The following is a 16,293-nucleotide window of genomic DNA, read 5'->3' on the forward strand; positions in this document are numbered from 1 at the left end:
TTCGAATGATCCACCATATTGATAGTTAGCAAACTAACAGTATGCGAACTATCCCGTGTCCCAAGCCCTCGAACAACTCCAGATGAACCTCAGCAGCAGCATGGTGGTGGGCGCCCGTAATTGGCGCAAAATCTGCCAGACCACGCTGGTGAGCTATGGCATCTCCGAAGCCTGCGCCGTGCCGCTGTTGATGATCGGCCGCCTGGGTGACGGTGTGCATCAGGTCAAAGTGGCCCAGGCTTCCGGGATGGAAAGCCCGTCCCTGGTGCGTCTGCTCGACCAGTTGTGCAGCGGCGGCTATGTGTGCCGCACCGAAGACATCCACGACCGCCGCGCCAAGGCGTTGAGCCTCACCGAGCGTGGCCGTGAGCTGGTAGAGGCGGTGGAAGTGCAACTGGTGCGCCTGCGCCGGGAAGTGCTGGCAGACATTCCCCACAGTGACTTAGAAGCCGCGCTGCGTGTGCTGCGCGCCTTCGAGGCGGCGTCGCTTTGAACGGATTTTTTTCCGGCATGCCGCCGGCCCGCGATTGGTTCTATGGGGTCCGTACGTTCGCGGCATCGATGATCGCGCTGTATATCGCCATGCTTATGCAAATGCCGCGTCCGTATTGGGCGATGGCGACCGTGTATATCGTCTCCAGTCCGTTTGTCGGCCCTACCAGTTCCAAAGCGTTGTACCGCGCCATCGGCACCTTTATGGGGGCGGCGGCGGCCGTGTTTTTTGTGCCGATGTTCGTGCAGTCACCCTATGTGCTGGTGGTGGTGATTGCGTTGTGGACGGGCATTTTGCTGTTCCTGTCCATGCACCTGCGTACCGCGAATAACTACGCGTTGATGCTGGCCGGCTACACCTTGCCGCTGATCGCCTTGCCGGTAGTGGATAACCCGCTGGCGGTGTGGGACGTGGCCGAGGCGCGTACCGAAGAAATTTTCCTCGGTATCGCCGTGGCGGCGGTGGTGGGCGCGATGTTCTGGCCGCGCCGCCTGATGCCGGTGTTCGATGGCTCGGTGGCCAAGTGGTTTGCCGACGCCCAGGTCTACAGCCAGCGCTTTCTTGCGCGCAACGTCGACCCTGAACAGATCAGCACATTGCGCAGCGGTATGGTCGCTACCTTCAACACCCTTGAGTTGATGATCGGCCAGTTGCCCCACGAAGGCGCGCGGCCGCAGACGGTGCGCAACACCAAGGAGCTGCGCGGGCGCATGATTCACCTGTTGCCGGTGGTGGATGCCCTGGACGACGCGCTGTATGCCATCGAACATCGCGCACCGGAGTTTCTCGACCGCATCACGCCCGTGCTTGAGGCTGCCCGTCAATGGCTGGAAAACACCCAGGAAAGCGCGCCCATGGAAAGCTGGCGTGCCCTGCGTGATCAGGTCGACGCCCAGCAACCTCAGGGCGAAGCCCTGGACGACCGTCACACGTTGTTGTTCTCCAACGCCCTGTATCGCCTGGCCGAGTGGATCGACCTGTGGCAGGACTGCCGCAGCCTGCAAGCCGCCATCCAGTGCGAAAGCCAGGACGCCTGGCGTGCCGTGTACCGCCATTGGCGCCTGGGCCGACTTACGCCGTTTCTCGACCGTGGCCTGATGTTCTACTCGGCATTCTCCACCGTCACCGCGATCATCGTCGCTTCGGTGCTGTGGATTCTGCTGGGTTGGACCGACGGCGGCAGCGCGGTGATTCTGGCCGCCGTGGCGTGCAGCTTTTTCGCCTCGATGGACGACCCGGCGCCGCAGATCTACCGGTTCTTTTTCTGGACGGCGATGTCGGTGTTGCTCGCCAGCCTCTATCTGTTTCTGGTACTGCCCAACCTGCACGATTTCCCGATGCTGGTGCTGGCGTTTGCCGTGCCGTTCATCTGCATCGGCACACTGACGGTGCAGCCGCGTTTTTACTTGGGCATGTTGCTGACGCTGGTGAACACCTCGTCGTTCATCAGCATCCAGGGTGCCTATGACGCAGACTTCCTCAATTTCGCCAACGTCAACCTGGCCGGGCCTGTTGGCCTGCTGTTCGCCTTTGTGTGGACGCTGATCGCACGGCCTTTCGGCGCCGAACTGGCGGCCAAACGCCTGACCCGTTTCAGCTGGCGTGACATTGTCAGCCTGACCGAGCCTGCGACCCTGGCCGAACACCGCCACATGGCCGTGCAAATGCTTGATCGCCTGATGCAGCACCTGCCACGCCTGGCCCTGATCAACCAGGACACCGGCACCGCCCTGCGCGATTTGCGCGTGGCCCTCAACTTGCTTGACCTGCTGGCCTACGCGCCGCGCATCTATGGTGTGCCCCGGGTGCTGCTCAACCAGGTGGTGGAAGGCGTGGGTGGTTACTTCAAGGCGTGCCTCAAGGCCGGTGAACGCTTGCCCGCGCCCAGCGGTCTGCTGATGACCCTGGACCGCACGCGCCGCGCCCTCAACGGCCAGGGCCTGCAAGACGAAGACGACACTCGCCTGCATCTGCTGCATGCACTGGCCGGCTTGCGCCTGTCGTTGCTGCCCGGCGTGGAATTTATTGGCGGCACCGAAATGGAAGCGCCGCTGCCTGATGGAGCGCCTTTATGATCGGTGATCTGGATATCAGCGGGGTGTTCCTGCCCACGCTGCTGGTGCTGATGGGCATTACGTATGTGTTGTTCCTGGTGGTGCACGGGCTGTTGACCCGCATCCACTTCTATCGCCTGGTCTGGCACCGGGCATTGTTCAATGTGGGGCTCTACGCGCTGTTGCTGGGCGCGGTGGACTCACTCAGTCGATACCTGATGACATGAAAAAACCTTTTTTGACCATCGGCCGTGTAGTCCTGACGTTGTTGATCGTATCGTTCGCGGTCGTCGTTGTGTGGCGCATGGTCATGTACTACATGTTTGCGCCCTGGACCCGTGACGGGCATATCCGTGCCGACATCGTGCAGATCGCGCCGGACGTGTCCGGGCTGATCCAGCAAGTCGACGTGCGCGACAACCAGCTGGTGACCAAGGGCCAGGTGCTGTTCGCGGTCGACCAGGACCGCTTCAAGCTGGCTCTGCGCCAGGCCCAGGCCGCCGTGGCTGATCGCCAGGAGACCCTGGCCCAGGCCCAGCGTGAGTACAAGCGTAACCGGGGCCTGGGTAACCTGGTGCCGAGCGAGCAACTGGAAGAAAGCCAGTCCCGCGTCGCCCGTGCCCAATCGGCCTTGGCCGAAGCACAGGTGACTGTGGACGCTGCCCAGCTCAACCTTGACCGCTCGGTGATCCGCAGCCCGGTGGACGGCTATGTCAACGACCGTGCGCCACGCACCCAAGAGTTCGTGACCGCCGGGCGCCCGGTGCTGTCGGTGGTGGACAGCAATTCCTTCCATATCGATGGCTATTTCGAAGAGACCAAGCTCGATGGCATTCACGTCGGCATGGGCGTGGATATCCGCGTGATCGGCGACAATGCCCGCCTGCACGGGCATGTTCAAAGCATTGTCGCAGGCATCGAGGACCGTGACCGCAGCAGCGGCTCCAACCTGCTGCCCAACGTCAATCCGGCGTTCAGCTGGGTGCGCCTGGCGCAGCGGATTCCGGTGCGGATCGCCTTTGATGACGTGCCGGCGGACTTTCGTATGATCGCCGGGCGCACGGCGACGGTGTCGATCATCGGTGACAAGCCTCAAGATCAAGATGGAGCCAAGCCATGAAGCAGCTTCTGGCAACCGCTGCGCTGGGGGTGCTGTTGTCGGCCTGCCAAGCGGTAGGCCCGGATTACAAGCTGCCGGAACAATCGGCTATCAACCGTAGCGACCTGCAAGGGACCCTCGCAGGAGAGGGGAGCAACGTGGTGTCGGCGCCGGTGCCGGCCGACTGGTGGAAGCTCTACAAAGACCCGCGTCTGGATGAGCTGGTGCGCCAGGCCATGGCCTCCAACACCGACCTGCGGGTGGCCGCCGCCAACCTGCAGCGGGCGCGCTACCAGACCCAGGAGGCTGAATCCGCCGGTGGCTGGAACGCCGGGGTCAAGGCCGAAGCGCAGCGCTTGCAGGAGTCCGGCGAGGCATTTCTGCTCACGGAAAAAGTCCCGGTGGCGAACATCGGCAGCGTCGGTATCACCACCTCGTATCAGTTCGATCTGTTCGGCACCTTGCAACGCGGCATCGAAAGCGCCCAAGCCAGCGCCGACGCCGCGCAAGCCGCCGCCGATATCGCACGCATCACCCTGGTGGCCGATGTGGTGCGCTCCTACACCCAGGTGTGCGCCGCCAACGAAGAGCTGGCGATTGCCAACGAGTCTCTCGACCTGCAAGGCCAGAGCACCCGGCTGACCCAGCGCCTGCGCGATGCCGGGCGTGGCGATGAAACCCAGGTGACCCGTTCGCAAACCCAATACAAATCCTTGCGCGCTGACATGCCACGCTACACCGCCGCACGCCAGGCGGGCTTGTTCCGTTTGTCGATGTTGCTGGCCAAGCCGGTGGACCAACTCCCGGCCGGCACCGCCACGTGCGCCGAGCTGCCGCATATCGCCCAGTTACTGCCGGTGGGCGACGGCGCCGCGCTGCTCAAGCGTCGCCCCGACGTGCGCCAGGCCGAACGCCAGTTGGCCGCCGCCACCGCCCGGATCGGCGTGGCTACCGGCGCGCTGTACCCGGACATCAGCATCGGTGCCACCGTGGGTACCGTGGGGATTCTGGACGACCTGGGTACGGCGCCCACCAACCGCTGGGGGTTTGGCCCGCTGATCAGTTGGACGGTGCCGACCAACGGTGCGCGTGCGCGTATCCACGAAGCTGAAGCCGCGACCCAGGGCGCCCTGGCGCACTTCGACGGTGTGGTGCTTAACGCGATTCGCGAAACCCAGACGGGCCTCGCGCAATACACCGCACAGTTGCAACGCCGCGATGCGTTGGCCGATGCCGGCGCGTCGGCCAAGCAGGCTTCGGAGCAGACACACCGTTTCTTCCAGGCCGGCCGCGCGTCGTTCCTGGCCGATCTGCAAGCCACCCGTACCTACACCGATGTGCGTGCGCAACTGGCGGCGGCAAACACTCAGGTTGCCATGAGCCAGATCGACCTGTTCCTGGCCTTGGGCGGGGGTTGGGAAAGCGGACGAACGCAAGCGGCGCCAGCCAGCAAACCCTGAGCAAATAGCTATGCTTTGAGAGGCGGGCTCCGGTGGTTTTCCAGCCACAGATGCCCGCGAGTCACTGCTCGCGTTTGCTCATGGGGATTCCAATAATGAAAAACCCTTATGCTCCCGCTTTCTGGTGCGTGGTCTTCGCGCTGGTGCTGTTATCGGCTGCCTATTTCTACGGTGTCATGCTCGCTCATCAACTCGACAAGGCGATGGTGTTCCTCGACAGCGCCTGCCTGGTGATCGGCACCTTGTCCATCGGCGTGGTGGCCTGGGCGTCTTACCAGAACCAACGGGTGAAGCGAAAACTTCTCGAACAAGGCAAGACCCGCGTGGCGATCTGGGACACCAAAGTGGCCCTGCGTCGCGTCGAAACCGTGTTCGACCGTTATTTCTGGGGCAGCTACTGGCAACCTGGGCGCACCTTCCAAGAAGTCATGGGCGAACTCACCGGTACGCCCCTGGAAAAAAGCCTCGAAGCGCTGAAAAAACAATGCGTGGTACTCGACCGGCAGGTCGCCGACGGCAGGCACTGGCTGAATAACGCGCGTGAGTTGTCGGATGTGGCCAACCAGATGGCCCGCGAACGCTACCAGTTGGACTTCTGTGATCCCAAGGCCGACACCCCGGGCAATGCCGTAATCCACCGGGAATTCGAGGTGCTGGTATACACCTGGACGGCGCGCCTGAAGAGTTTTGACCACCAGCTCGACGAGATCGACATGGAGTATTCCTGAACCAAGTGCTGACTTGATCGTTCTGAGAAAACTGGGCCGTACGCGGCCGCCAGTGCTAATCTTCCCCCGTTTTCGGCGGGCTTGAGCCAACCCTGAGGGGTTCAAGGAAGACAGCCCACTTCTCACAGGATTTGATCAGGTCACTTCATGAATAAGCCAGCTGTTGTTTTCTTGGGATTTGTTGTCGCTATTGGTGCTGTCAGTGCAGGCGGTGCCTGGTACACCGGTAAGCAATTGGAACCGGTGCTGCAAACCGCAATCCAGAACGCCAACAAGGAACTGCAGACCTCCATGGCCGGCGTCGACGGTAGCGTGAGCCTGGAGCTGGTGTCCCTGGAGCGCGGCGTGTTCAGCAGTACCGCGCATTACCGCCTCAAGGGGCAGGGCACGGTATTCGGCCAGGACAACCCGAACCCCGAGCTGCTGTTCGTCGACCATATCGAACACGGCCCTCTGCCGTTCTCGCGGCTGGTCACGCTGAAGTGGCTGCCGGTCATGGCGACCAGTCACTACATGCTGGAAAAGAACGCCACCACTGAAAAATGGTTCGCTGCCAGCAAAGACGTGTCGCCGCTCAAAGGTGTGGCCAATATCGGCTACAGCCGCTCGGTCAACGGCAACGTTGAGTTGCTGCCGCTGGAGCTCAAGGACGACAAATCCTCGGTGAGCTTCTCCGGCGCCAACCTGGACTTCGACAGCACTGCCGAAGGGCAGAAGGTCAAGGCCAACGGCTACATGAACAGCCTCAAGGTCAGCGCCATCGATGGTAATGGCGAGGCGTTCGAAGCCGAGCTGGCTGGCCTGACTGTGGCCAGTAACCTGGCAAAGTCCACCTTCGGTTTCTACACCGGGCAAAACACCGTTGAGCTGACCGATGCCAAAGTCACCTTCGGCCCGCAGAAAGCCGTGCTGACCCTCAAGGGTTTCGAGCAGAAAGACACCAGCGAGGCCAAGGACAACAACCTGGCAGGCCGTGTCGACTACAAGATCGACGAGATCGGTTACCAGGGTAAACCGGTGGGTTCGGCGGCCATGGCGCTGAGTATGAAGAACATCGATATCCCGGCGATGCTGGTACTGACCAAGCTTTACCAGGACAAGATGCAACCGGTGCAAGCCGCATCCGCCGCCGGCCAGCCAGTGCCTGAGCTGCAGTTGACCGAAGCCGAACAGACCTTGGCTGAAACCAACGTCAATCAGGTGTTGGCTGCCAAGCCACAGCTGGCGGTGGAAAACCTGTCGCTGAAAACCACCCACGGCGAAAGCAAATTCAACCTGGTCCTGGACCTGACCAAACCGACCTCCATGGAGTTGCCGCCGGTTGAGCTGGGCAAGCAAATGGTTGCCTTGCTGGATGCCAATCTGACCCTGTCCAAGCCGATGATCAGCGATGTCGCGGCGTTGCAGGCCCAGGTGAGCGGGGTCACTGATCCGAAAGCCATCGAGCAGCAATCTCAGATGGAGGCCGAAATGGTCAGCGGCATGGGCGTTGGCACTCAGTTGGCGACCCTGGTCGGTACCGATGTAGTCTCCAAGCTGCATTACGCCAACAATGAAGTGACCTTCAACGGCCAGAAGATGACCGTCGAGCAGTTCATTGGTTTTGTCATGGCTAAGGTCGGGACCGTCAGCCACGCGCAGTAAGACTGCTGACATCGGTAAGACATAAATAGGGGGAGCGAGGCTGCGCGGGATAAGCGTCAAACTCTCGGCGTAGCCGCCGTAGAGCGCTCGTTATCGCGGTAACCCCTTTCCCCCGTTGGTTTTTGGCGGTCAGGGCAATTCTGAACAATTGTTCCTGATTGCCCTTTCTCCTACATTCCTAATGGATAGTTCCTACAGGAAAGCTAGGTCGGGTCACTAGACGCCGACACCCCTGATGCAAACTGCTCAGGACCACCTATCGTTGTAGCTTTCCGTGTGTAAGGAAGCTCACGACATGCTGCGAACCCTCCCTCTCAGTGCGCCAAGCCGGCTGCGCCTGCTCATCGGTGCCGCTCTTTGCAGCCAGTTGCTGATCCCGGCCTTCGCTTTGGCCGATCCAGCCTACGACGCCCTGATCATCCAGGCGCGTAACGGCAACTTCGCGCCCGCCCTGACCCAACTGCGCCAACTGCCCGCCGAGCGCCAGACGCCTGGGCAGATCAGCGATCACTTGGTAATAGCCGGTTGGGCCGGGCAAGACGCCGAAGTGCTGAAGGTGTACGAAGCCCAAGGCAAACATCGCAACCTGACGACCCAGGCGCTGGCCACGGTGGCCCGTACTTATCGCAACCAGAAGCAGTGGCCGCAGGCCTTGGCGGTCTACCGGCAGGCGCTGCTGCGGGAGCCGAATAATGTCGACCTGCAACTGGGCGAGGCCCTGACCCAGGCTGACGGTGGCCAAATCAACGAAGCGGTGTTGCGCACCCGCGCGCTGGTGGCCGCCAAGCCGGATGACGCCAACCGGCGCATGGCCTTGGGCTACGCGTTGACCCGCGCCGGCTTGAACTACGATGCCCTGAATGAATTCGACAAGGCATTTGTGCTGGCAGGCGACAAGCCTGAGGTAGTGCGCGAGTACATTGTCGCCCTGCAAAAGGCCCGTCTGCCGGAGCCGGCGTTGCGCCTGTCGGCCAAACATCCGGGTGCGCTGGACGCCGTGACCCAGCGCCGCCTGGAAGGCGATCTTGCGGCCGAGCGCGTGCGTATGGCCGAGTTCGCCACGCGCAGCGAGAAAGAGCGCTATGTGATCGCCGACCGCGCGCTCAACGACTACGACCAACTGCTTGCCCGCTGGACGCCGGACGCAAGCGCCCATGATGACGTGGTGCGCTGGCGCATCGACCGCCTGGGCGCCCTCAAGGCGCGGGCACGCACCGCCGAGGTGATCCGCGAGTACCAGACCCTGCAAGGTGAAGGCGTGCAGTTGCCGACGTACGCCATCCGTTGGGTCGCCGCCGCTTACCTTGACCAGCGCCTGCCGGAAAAAGCTGAGCCGCTCTACCGACAAGCGTTGGCCGCGCCGGATGCCGACCCAGCCGACCGTGTGGAAGACAGCACCGCGCTGTTCTATGCCCTGGTGGAAAGTGACAAAGCCCTCGATGCCCGCGAGGTCGCCAGCAATCTGGCCAAGAGCCAGAACCCCCGCGAAGAACTCAAGGGCTTGCCCATCGGCAACCCCAACGACAACTGGATGGACGCGCAACTGCTGGCCGCCCAGGCCGACACCTTCGCCGGCGACCTGCCAGGCAGCGAAGCCGGCCTTGAAGCGCTGGTGCGCAAAGCCCCGGGCAATGTCGGCTTGCAACTGGCCCAAGCCAATATGTACCGCGCCCGCGATTGGCCGCGCCGCTCCGAGGGCGCGCTCAAGGAAACCGAAGCCCAGGCGCCGCGGGATATCAGCCTGGAAGTGTCCCAGGCCTATACCGCCATGGACCTGCAAGAGTGGCGGCAGATGGACACGCTCACCGACGACGTGCTGGCCCGCAACCCGGACAACCGCCAGGTACAACGCCTTAACCGCCTGCGTAATGTGCATGACATGGCCGAACTGCGGGTCGAAGCCTACACCGGTAAAAGCTATGGAGGCGGCAACAATGGCGACGTCGGTGCCGTGGCCGGCAGCCGCGACTGGGGCATCGAAAGCGTGCTCTACAGCCCGCCCATCGACGAAGATTGGCGCGTGTTCGCCGGCCTTGGCTACGCCACTGCCAACTTCAGCGAAGGCACCGGCCAGCACCGTTGGCAACGTGTCGGCGTGGAGCGGCGCACGCGCGACATGACCCTGCAGGCCGAAGTCTCCAATCACTCCTACGGTTTTGGCTCCAAGCAAGGGGCGAGTGTGTCGATCGCTCGCGACATCAACGACAACTGGCAATACGGCGGCAGCCTCGGCTACCTCCTGGCCACTACGCCGCTGCGGGCGCTGAATGCCGACATCACGGCCAATGGCGGCAGCGGTTTCATTCGCTGGCGAGCCAACGAAAGCCGTGAATGGAAGCTGGCATTGAGCCCGTCCCACTTCAGCGACGGCAATGACCGTCTCGAAGCGTTGCTCACCGGCCGCGAGGGCATCTACAGCTCGCCTCATGTGCAAGTCGACCTGGGCCTGGAAGTCGGCGCCAGCCGCAACACCAAGAACGACACGGTGTACTTCAACCCCAAGTCGGACTTCACCGTGTTGCCCACTGTCACGGTCAATCACGTGCTCTACCACCGCTACGAGACCCAGTGGAGTCAGCAGTTCCAGATCGGTGCCGGTACCTACAGCCAGCGGGATTACTCCACTGGCGGTATCGGTTTGATCGGCTACGGCCAGCGCCTGCTCTGGAACGATGTGCTGGAGGTGGGTGCCAACCTGAGCCTGATCAGCCGCCCTTACGACGGCGACCGAGAGCGCGATCTGCGTCTGCTCGTCGACCTCACTTACCGATTCTAAAAAGAGCCTGACCATGACTGTCCTCCGCCATTGCTTGTTGGTCCTGGGTGTAGTGCTGGCCGGCGCCTGCGCCCAGCAACCCGCGCCCTATACCCCACCCGCCGAGCGGCCGACGCCGCTCAACGAAGCGCCGTGGCCGAAAAACCACTTCCTGGGCATTGCCTACCACGACGTGGAGGACCGTGATCCCGACCAGGCCGTGGTGGCGGTGCGTACTGAGCGTCTGATCGAACAGTTGGCGTGGTTGCGCGAGAACGGCTACCAGCCGGTTTCCGTCGACCAGATCCTGGCGGCGCGTCGGGGCGGGCCCGAGTTGCCGCCCAAGGCCATCATGCTCAGCTTCGATGATGGTTATTCCAGCTTTTACACGCGGGTGATGCCGATACTGCGCGCCTACCATTGGCCGGCGTTGCTGGCACCGGTGGGCAGTTGGATCGATACCCCGCTCAACCAACCGGTGGACTTCGCCGGGATGCCACGGCCACGTGGGGAATTCCTCACCTGGCAGCAGATTCGCGAAGTGTCCCAATCCGGCTTGGTGGAGATCGCCGCGCACACCGATGCCAGCCACAAAGGCGTGCTGGCCAACCCTCAAGGCAACCTGGAGCCGGCCGCGACCAGCCTGCGTTTTGATCCGGCCACCGGCCGCTATGAGAGCCAGGCGCAGTTCGATGCGCGGATGCGTGCCGATGTCGCGTCGATCTCGAAGAAAATCCAGGCCGTCACCGGTAAGGCGCCGCGGGTATGGGTGTGGCCGTACGGTGCGGCCAAAGGCACTACGTTGGCGATCGTCAGCGAGCAGGGTTACCAGATGGCGCTGACCCTGGACGACGGTATCGATGACCTGGGTAGACTGATGAACAGCCCGCGCTTCCTGGTGGCCTCCGACCCCGATGGCGAACATTTCGCCAACAGCATCGTCGCCGTGCAAACCCCGGCGCCGCTGCGCGTGCTGCATGTGGACCTGGATAACGTTTATGACCCGGACCCTGCGCAGCAAGCGCGCAACCTCGACCAGTTGGTGCAGCGCGTGGTGGACATGGGCGCGGGCACCGTCTTCCTGCAGGCCTTTGCCGACCCCAAGGGAGACGGCCTGGTGCACTCGCTGTACTTCCCCAACCGTCACCTGCCGGTGCGCGCCGACTTGTTCAACCGCGTTTCCTGGCAACTGCACACCCGTGCCCATGCGAGCGTCTATGCGTGGATGCCGGTGCTCAGCTTCGCCCTTGACCCCAAGCTGCCGCGCGTAACGCGTTGGGACCCACAGACCGGCAAGGTCGCGCTCGACCCGGATCAATACCAACGCCTGTCGCCGTTTGACCCCCAGGTGCGCAAGATCATCGGTGAGATCTACGAAGACCTGGCGCGCAACAGTGCCATCGACGGCGTGCTGTACCACGATGATGCTGTTCTGTCGGATTTCGAAGACGCCAGTCCCGTTGCGCTCAAGGCCTACGCCGCCAACGGCTTGCCCGGCAGCATCGCGGCCCTGCGCGCCGATCCTGCGGTGATGCAACGCTGGACCCGTTTCAAGAGCCGCTACCTGATCGATTTCACCCATGAGTTGACGGCCAAGGTCCGCGCCATCGGCGGCCCGCAGGTGCTGACGGCGCGCAATATCTTTGCCGAGCCGATGCTCAACCCGGGCAGCGAAGCCTGGTTCGCGCAGAACCTCGACGACTTCCTCCAGAGCTATGACTGGACCGCACCGATGGCCATGCCGTTGATGGAAGGCGAAACGCTGAAAAACTCCAATGCCTGGTTGGAGAAACTGGTCGCCAAGGTCAAAGCCCGCCCCGGCGCGCTTGAACGCACGGTGTTCGAGCTGCAAGCCAAAGACTGGCGCACTAAAGAAGCGACCGATATCAACGGTGCGCAGATGGCTGAATGGATGGGGGTACTCAAACGCCAGGGGGTCAAGAGCTTCGGCTACTACCCGGACAACTTCCTGGAAAACTCACCGGACCTGAACACCGTGCGTCCGGCCCTTTCCAACCAGTGGAACCCTTGATCATGTTCGACAGAATCCTGGCTCTATTCGTCCTGGCACTGGTATTGGGCGTGCCCCTGGGCCTGATCTTCCTGGTCACCGGGCAGTTCCTGATGGACTTCGTGTTTTTCTACCCCTTGTTTATGTCGGGGCTGTGGATCGCCGGCGGCCTGTACTTCTGGCTGCATTGGGAGCGCCACTGGCCGTGGGAGGAAGACACCCCGGCGCCGACCCTGGCGGGCAACCCGATGATCTCGATCATCATCCCTTGCTACAACGAAGGCGATAACGCTGCCGAGACCATTCACGCGGCGCTGGATCAGTTGTACCCGAATATCGAAGTGATCGCGGTCAACGACGGCTCCTCAGACAACACCGCCGCTGTGCTTGACGCCCTCGCCCTGGAAAACCCGCGCCTGCGCGTGCTGCACCTGGCGCAGAACCAGGGCAAGGCCGTGGCCCTGCGCATGGGCGCCGTGGCCGCCCGCAGTGAATACCTGGTGTGCATCGACGGCGATGCGTTGCTCGACAAAAACGCCGCCGCCTACATGGTTGCGCCGATGCTCGACAACCCGCGCCTGGGCGCCGTGACCGGTAACCCGCGCATCCGCACACGCTCCACCTTGATTGGCCGGGTGCAGGTGGGCGAGTTTTCTTCGATCATCGGCTTGATCAAGCGCACCCAGCGGGTGTTCGGCCGGATCTTCACCGTGTCGGGGGTGGTGGTGGCGTTCCGTAAAAAGGCGCTGGACCGCATCGACTATTGGAGCACCGACATGATCACCGAGGACATCGATGTCAGTTGGAAGCTGCAACTCGATCACTGGGCCATCTTCTACGAACCCCGTGCCCTGTGCTGGATCTTGATGCCTGAAACCGTCGGCGGCCTGTGGAAACAGCGTTTGCGCTGGTCCCAGGGCGGTGCCGAAGTGTTGTTCAAGAACATCCGTGGCATCTGGCAATGGCGCCATCGTTACCTGTGGCCACTGCTGTTCGAATACTGCCTGTCCACCGGTTGGGCCTTTACCTTCCTGTTGTCGGTGATCTTCTGGGCAGTGGGCAAGTTCATCGTGCTGCCACCGGCGATTGCCGTGGACTCCCTGGTGCCACCGGCGTTTACCGGCCTGGTGCTGGCAATGGTGTGCCTGTTGCAGTTTGCGGTGAGCATCCTGATCGACCGGCGTTATGAAAAAGACCTGTGGAAAACCCTGTTCTGGACCGTGTGGTACCCGATGGTGTTCTGGCTGGTCAGCTTGTTTACCACCTTGGTCAGCTTCCCCCGGGTGCTGTTTAAGCAACATCAGAAGCGCGCACGCTGGGTCAGCCCGGATCGCGGTATCAAACCAAGCGAAGAGGAGGCGTGATCATGAAACTGGTCAGAACGCGTCAAAACGCCGTGATGTGGATCATCGATGTGCTGCTGACCCTGTTGGCCTGGTTCGGGCTGATCTGGCTGCTGGCGCGCGGCATGAGCGCGATGCTCGAAACCCACGGCGGCCCACGCCTGGAGGCGCCGATCTTTGCCGCACTCAACACCCTGCAGACATACCTCTGGATCGCCGTGTTCAATGCGGTGATCCTGATCGGTTGGGCGCGTTACCAACAACGCAAAGGCCGCAAGTTCGCCCAGCGCCGCGCCGAGGCCAATGCCCTGAGCGATAAGCGCCTGAGTGAGAGTTTCAACCTGGGCGAAGGCGACCTGGAGCAATTGCGCCGACCCGGTGTGCTGGTGATCCACAACGACGAAGAGGGCGGGGTGGAGGAAGTGAAGTCCCATGTGTCCCGGGACGTGGAGCGCCCGCCGCTGACCCTGGTGCCCGGCCAGCCAAAAGGCAACGACGCCGGCAGCCTGTAGGCGCGGGCTCGCTCGTGAAAGCGTCAACGATAACGCGTGCTACCTGAACGGGCGCGGCGCCTGTGAGTTTTTCGCGAGCCAGCTCGCTTCTACAGAGAATTAACCGACGGGTACCGGGGCCAGTCGGTGGATGGATCCGATAAATGGGATCCAATTCACACAATACCTGCGAACTTTTCCCGGATCCCCGGTACTAACCTAACTCGGCAAGAGCTTGATGGCCTAATAATGGCCCTTGAGCCGTACTTAGCCTTATTGCCGTCAAAAATGGCGCCACCTGTCGGAATAATCATGCATGACCTCGGCGCGCTTCATTTTTGATAGTTTTTAATTGTTATTAATCAATGGGTTATTGGTTTAACTAGTCCGAACGCGCAACTAAGCCAGTTTCTTTGAACGCTGGAAGTTCGATGTTAGTTTGCCGCCCTTGATTTTTCGATGGATCGAACATGCTTTTTTTATCACGGACTCGGTATTTACTGTGCACTGTCCTGCTCGCATACCTGAGCCTGAACAGCGCCATCGCTGCGCCTACGCCAGGGGATCAAGACTTGATCCGCGACCGGCAGAACCGCCTGCTCGAAGAGCAGCAGCGACGCCTTGAAGAACTCAAGGACCTGCCCGGCAAAGAGGCCAAGCCCCAGGCCCCGGCCACGCCGGCGGACACCCGTTGCTTCCCGATCAAAGACATCGAACTCAAGGGCGCCGACAGCCTGCCGGCCTCCGACCGCGAACGCCTGCTCAAGCCGTATGTAGGCCAATGCCTGGGCGTCTCGCAGCTCAATGAACTGCTCAAGGTCATCACCGATTACTACATCGCCAAAGGCCGCGTCACCAGCCGTGCCTACTTGCCGCAGCAGGACCTTTCCAGCGGCCATCTCCAGGTATTGGTGGTGGAAGGCAAACTCGAAGCGGTGAGAAGCGCAGAAGGCAGCAACGTCACCGACCGCGAACTGGCCATGGCGTTTCCCGGCAAGGTCGGCGAAGCGCTGAACCTGCGTGAGGTCGAGCAACTGGTGGACCAGCTCAACCGCCTGCCGTCGAAACAGGCGCAAATGGAGCTGACCCCCGGCCAGCAGATCGGCGGCAGCGACGTGGTGGTCAAGAACACCCCGCAAAAGCCCTGGCGCGCCAGCCTGTCGCGCAATAACGACGGGCAACGCAGCACCGGTGAACAGCAATGGGGCGCGGGCCTGGAGTGGGACAGCCCGCTGGGCCTGGCCGACCAACTGGTGCTGCGCGGCGGCCACGACGCCATCAGCGACCACCAGAAAACCTCGAAAAACAGCATGCTTTATTACAACGTGCCGTGGGGGTGGTGGAACTTCAGTTACACCTACAGCGAGAGTGATTACCGCACGCTGGGCTACACCGACACCTTCAAGTTCAAACAGTCGGGCGACAACCAGAACCATCAGTTGCGGGCCGAGCGTGTGATCCACCGCGATGACGTCAGCAAGACCTCGCTCAACGTCGGCCTGGCTCACCTGCGCACCAACAACTACGTCAACGACGCCCACCTCGAAATCAGCAGCAACCGCCTTAGCGAACTGCAACTGGGCATCAACCACGGTCGCCGTATCGGTAGTGCTTTCGTCAACGTCGACTTGGGCGTGCAGAACGGCATCGGCGCCTTTGATGCTCAGCGCGACGACCAGCATCGCGATCAGTTCGGCAACCTGACACCCACCCCGGATTACCGCAAATATACCGCCACCGTCAGCTATCTGCAGCCTTTCACCCTGTGGGGCGAGTCGTTCAGCTTCACCAGCCTGGCCACTGGGCAGCGCAGTGAAGACGTGCTGTTCTCGCCGCAACGCATCAGCCTTGGCGGCTCATCGTCGGTGCGCGGTTTCAAGGACCAGCAACTGTCCGGCGACAGCGGCGGCTACTGGCGCAACGAAGTGCGCTGGGCACGCCCGGTCACCCTGGAGTGGTTACGCCCCGCCTTCGCCGAATACGGCACCAGCCTTGGTTACGACCAGGGCGTGATTCGCAACGACCGTTACAACGGCGACAACCACGGCCGAGTCTCAAGCAACTCCGTGGAACTGTTCGCCCGCGGCAAATACGTCAGCACCAGCGTGACCTTTGCCCATTCGTTGGAAAGACCGGGGGTGGTGACCGAGCGCGAAGCGCCGATCTACTTCCGCATGGATTTCTTCCTGTAATTCAACGCCCGTTACATCGAGAA

12 protein-coding genes are annotated in these 16,293 nt (G+C 62.0%); all 12 read left to right on the forward strand.

What is annotated here, in order from left to right; translation table 11 throughout:
* Positions 1–82: 82 nt before the first annotated feature.
* Entirely contained in the window at positions 83–493 is a 411-nt protein-coding gene (locus M5B97_RS19250; RefSeq protein WP_123717493.1) for a MarR family transcriptional regulator, read from the forward strand.
* Positions 490–2,568 (forward strand): FUSC family protein, encoded by a 2,079-nt coding sequence (locus M5B97_RS19255; protein WP_248732351.1) that lies wholly within the window; start codon positions 490–492, stop codon positions 2,566–2,568. The genes M5B97_RS19250 and M5B97_RS19255 overlap by 4 nt, the downstream gene beginning before the upstream one ends.
* Positions 2,565–2,774 carry a DUF1656 domain-containing protein gene (locus tag M5B97_RS19260; protein WP_016969155.1) on the forward strand — a complete coding sequence of 70 codons (210 nt, stop codon included), beginning with the start codon at positions 2,565–2,567 and terminating at the stop codon, positions 2,772–2,774. The genes M5B97_RS19255 and M5B97_RS19260 overlap by 4 nt, the downstream gene beginning before the upstream one ends.
* A complete protein-coding gene (locus M5B97_RS19265) occupies positions 2,771–3,667 on the forward strand; it encodes an efflux RND transporter periplasmic adaptor subunit (protein WP_123717491.1) in 897 nt (298 codons plus the stop codon). Before M5B97_RS19260 ends, M5B97_RS19265 begins: the two co-directional genes overlap by 4 nt.
* Entirely contained in the window at positions 3,664–5,106 is a 1,443-nt protein-coding gene (locus M5B97_RS19270) for an efflux transporter outer membrane subunit (protein WP_123717490.1), read from the forward strand. The genes M5B97_RS19265 and M5B97_RS19270 overlap by 4 nt, the downstream gene beginning before the upstream one ends.
* 95 nt (positions 5,107–5,201) lie before the next feature.
* The gene (locus tag M5B97_RS19275; protein ID WP_123717489.1) at positions 5,202–5,834 is read left to right on the forward strand and encodes an NADH:ubiquinone oxidoreductase subunit N; all 633 of its coding nucleotides are present in this window, start codon (positions 5,202–5,204) and stop codon (positions 5,832–5,834) included.
* Positions 5,835–5,981: 147 nt separating this feature from the next.
* Positions 5,982–7,478: a YdgA family protein gene (locus M5B97_RS19280; RefSeq protein WP_248732352.1), complete on the forward strand. Its 1,497-nt coding sequence runs from the start codon at positions 5,982–5,984 to the stop codon at positions 7,476–7,478.
* Between the two features lie 295 nt (positions 7,479–7,773).
* The gene (gene pgaA / locus M5B97_RS19285) at positions 7,774–10,254 is read left to right on the forward strand and encodes a poly-beta-1,6 N-acetyl-D-glucosamine export porin PgaA (protein WP_248732353.1); all 2,481 of its coding nucleotides are present in this window, start codon (positions 7,774–7,776) and stop codon (positions 10,252–10,254) included.
* A gap of 13 nt (positions 10,255–10,267) precedes the next feature.
* Entirely contained in the window at positions 10,268–12,265 is a 1,998-nt protein-coding gene (gene pgaB / locus M5B97_RS19290) for a poly-beta-1,6-N-acetyl-D-glucosamine N-deacetylase PgaB (protein ID WP_248732354.1), read from the forward strand.
* Between the two features lie 2 nt (positions 12,266–12,267).
* On the forward strand, positions 12,268–13,608 hold the full coding sequence (pgaC, locus tag M5B97_RS19295; protein WP_248732355.1) for a poly-beta-1,6-N-acetyl-D-glucosamine synthase: 1,341 nt from the start codon (positions 12,268–12,270) through the stop codon (positions 13,606–13,608).
* 2 nt (positions 13,609–13,610) lie between these two features.
* A complete protein-coding gene (gene pgaD, locus M5B97_RS19300; RefSeq protein ID WP_248732356.1) occupies positions 13,611–14,099 on the forward strand; it encodes a poly-beta-1,6-N-acetyl-D-glucosamine biosynthesis protein PgaD in 489 nt (162 codons plus the stop codon).
* A 449-nt stretch (positions 14,100–14,548) separates the two neighbouring features.
* A complete protein-coding gene (locus tag M5B97_RS19305) occupies positions 14,549–16,270 on the forward strand; it encodes a ShlB/FhaC/HecB family hemolysin secretion/activation protein (protein ID WP_248732357.1) in 1,722 nt (573 codons plus the stop codon).
* Positions 16,271–16,293 lie beyond the last annotated feature (23 nt).

The sequence above is a fragment of the Pseudomonas sp. MWU13-2517 genome (assembly GCF_023242545.1).
Taxonomy (GTDB): Bacteria; Pseudomonadota; Gammaproteobacteria; order Pseudomonadales; family Pseudomonadaceae; genus Aquipseudomonas.

Excerpts from the sequence above, each read along its gene's own strand:
- M5B97_RS19250 (WP_123717493.1), top strand. The coding sequence starts at position 83 with ATGAACCTCAGCAGCAGCATGGTGGTGGGCGCCCGTAATTGGCGCAAA.
- M5B97_RS19260 (WP_016969155.1), top strand. The coding sequence starts at position 2,565 with ATGATCGGTGATCTGGATATCAGCGGGGTGTTCCTGCCCACGCTGCTG.
- M5B97_RS19265 (WP_123717491.1), top strand. The coding sequence starts at position 2,771 with ATGAAAAAACCTTTTTTGACCATCGGCCGTGTAGTCCTGACGTTGTTG.
- M5B97_RS19270 (WP_123717490.1), top strand. The coding sequence starts at position 3,664 with ATGAAGCAGCTTCTGGCAACCGCTGCGCTGGGGGTGCTGTTGTCGGCC.
- M5B97_RS19275 (WP_123717489.1), top strand. The coding sequence starts at position 5,202 with ATGAAAAACCCTTATGCTCCCGCTTTCTGGTGCGTGGTCTTCGCGCTG.
- M5B97_RS19280 (WP_248732352.1), top strand. The coding sequence starts at position 5,982 with ATGAATAAGCCAGCTGTTGTTTTCTTGGGATTTGTTGTCGCTATTGGT.
- pgaA (WP_248732353.1), top strand. The coding sequence starts at position 7,774 with ATGCTGCGAACCCTCCCTCTCAGTGCGCCAAGCCGGCTGCGCCTGCTC.
- pgaB (WP_248732354.1), top strand. The coding sequence starts at position 10,268 with ATGACTGTCCTCCGCCATTGCTTGTTGGTCCTGGGTGTAGTGCTGGCC.
- pgaC (WP_248732355.1), top strand. The coding sequence starts at position 12,268 with ATGTTCGACAGAATCCTGGCTCTATTCGTCCTGGCACTGGTATTGGGC.
- pgaD (WP_248732356.1), top strand. The coding sequence starts at position 13,611 with ATGAAACTGGTCAGAACGCGTCAAAACGCCGTGATGTGGATCATCGAT.
- M5B97_RS19305 (WP_248732357.1), top strand. The coding sequence starts at position 14,549 with ATGCTTTTTTTATCACGGACTCGGTATTTACTGTGCACTGTCCTGCTC.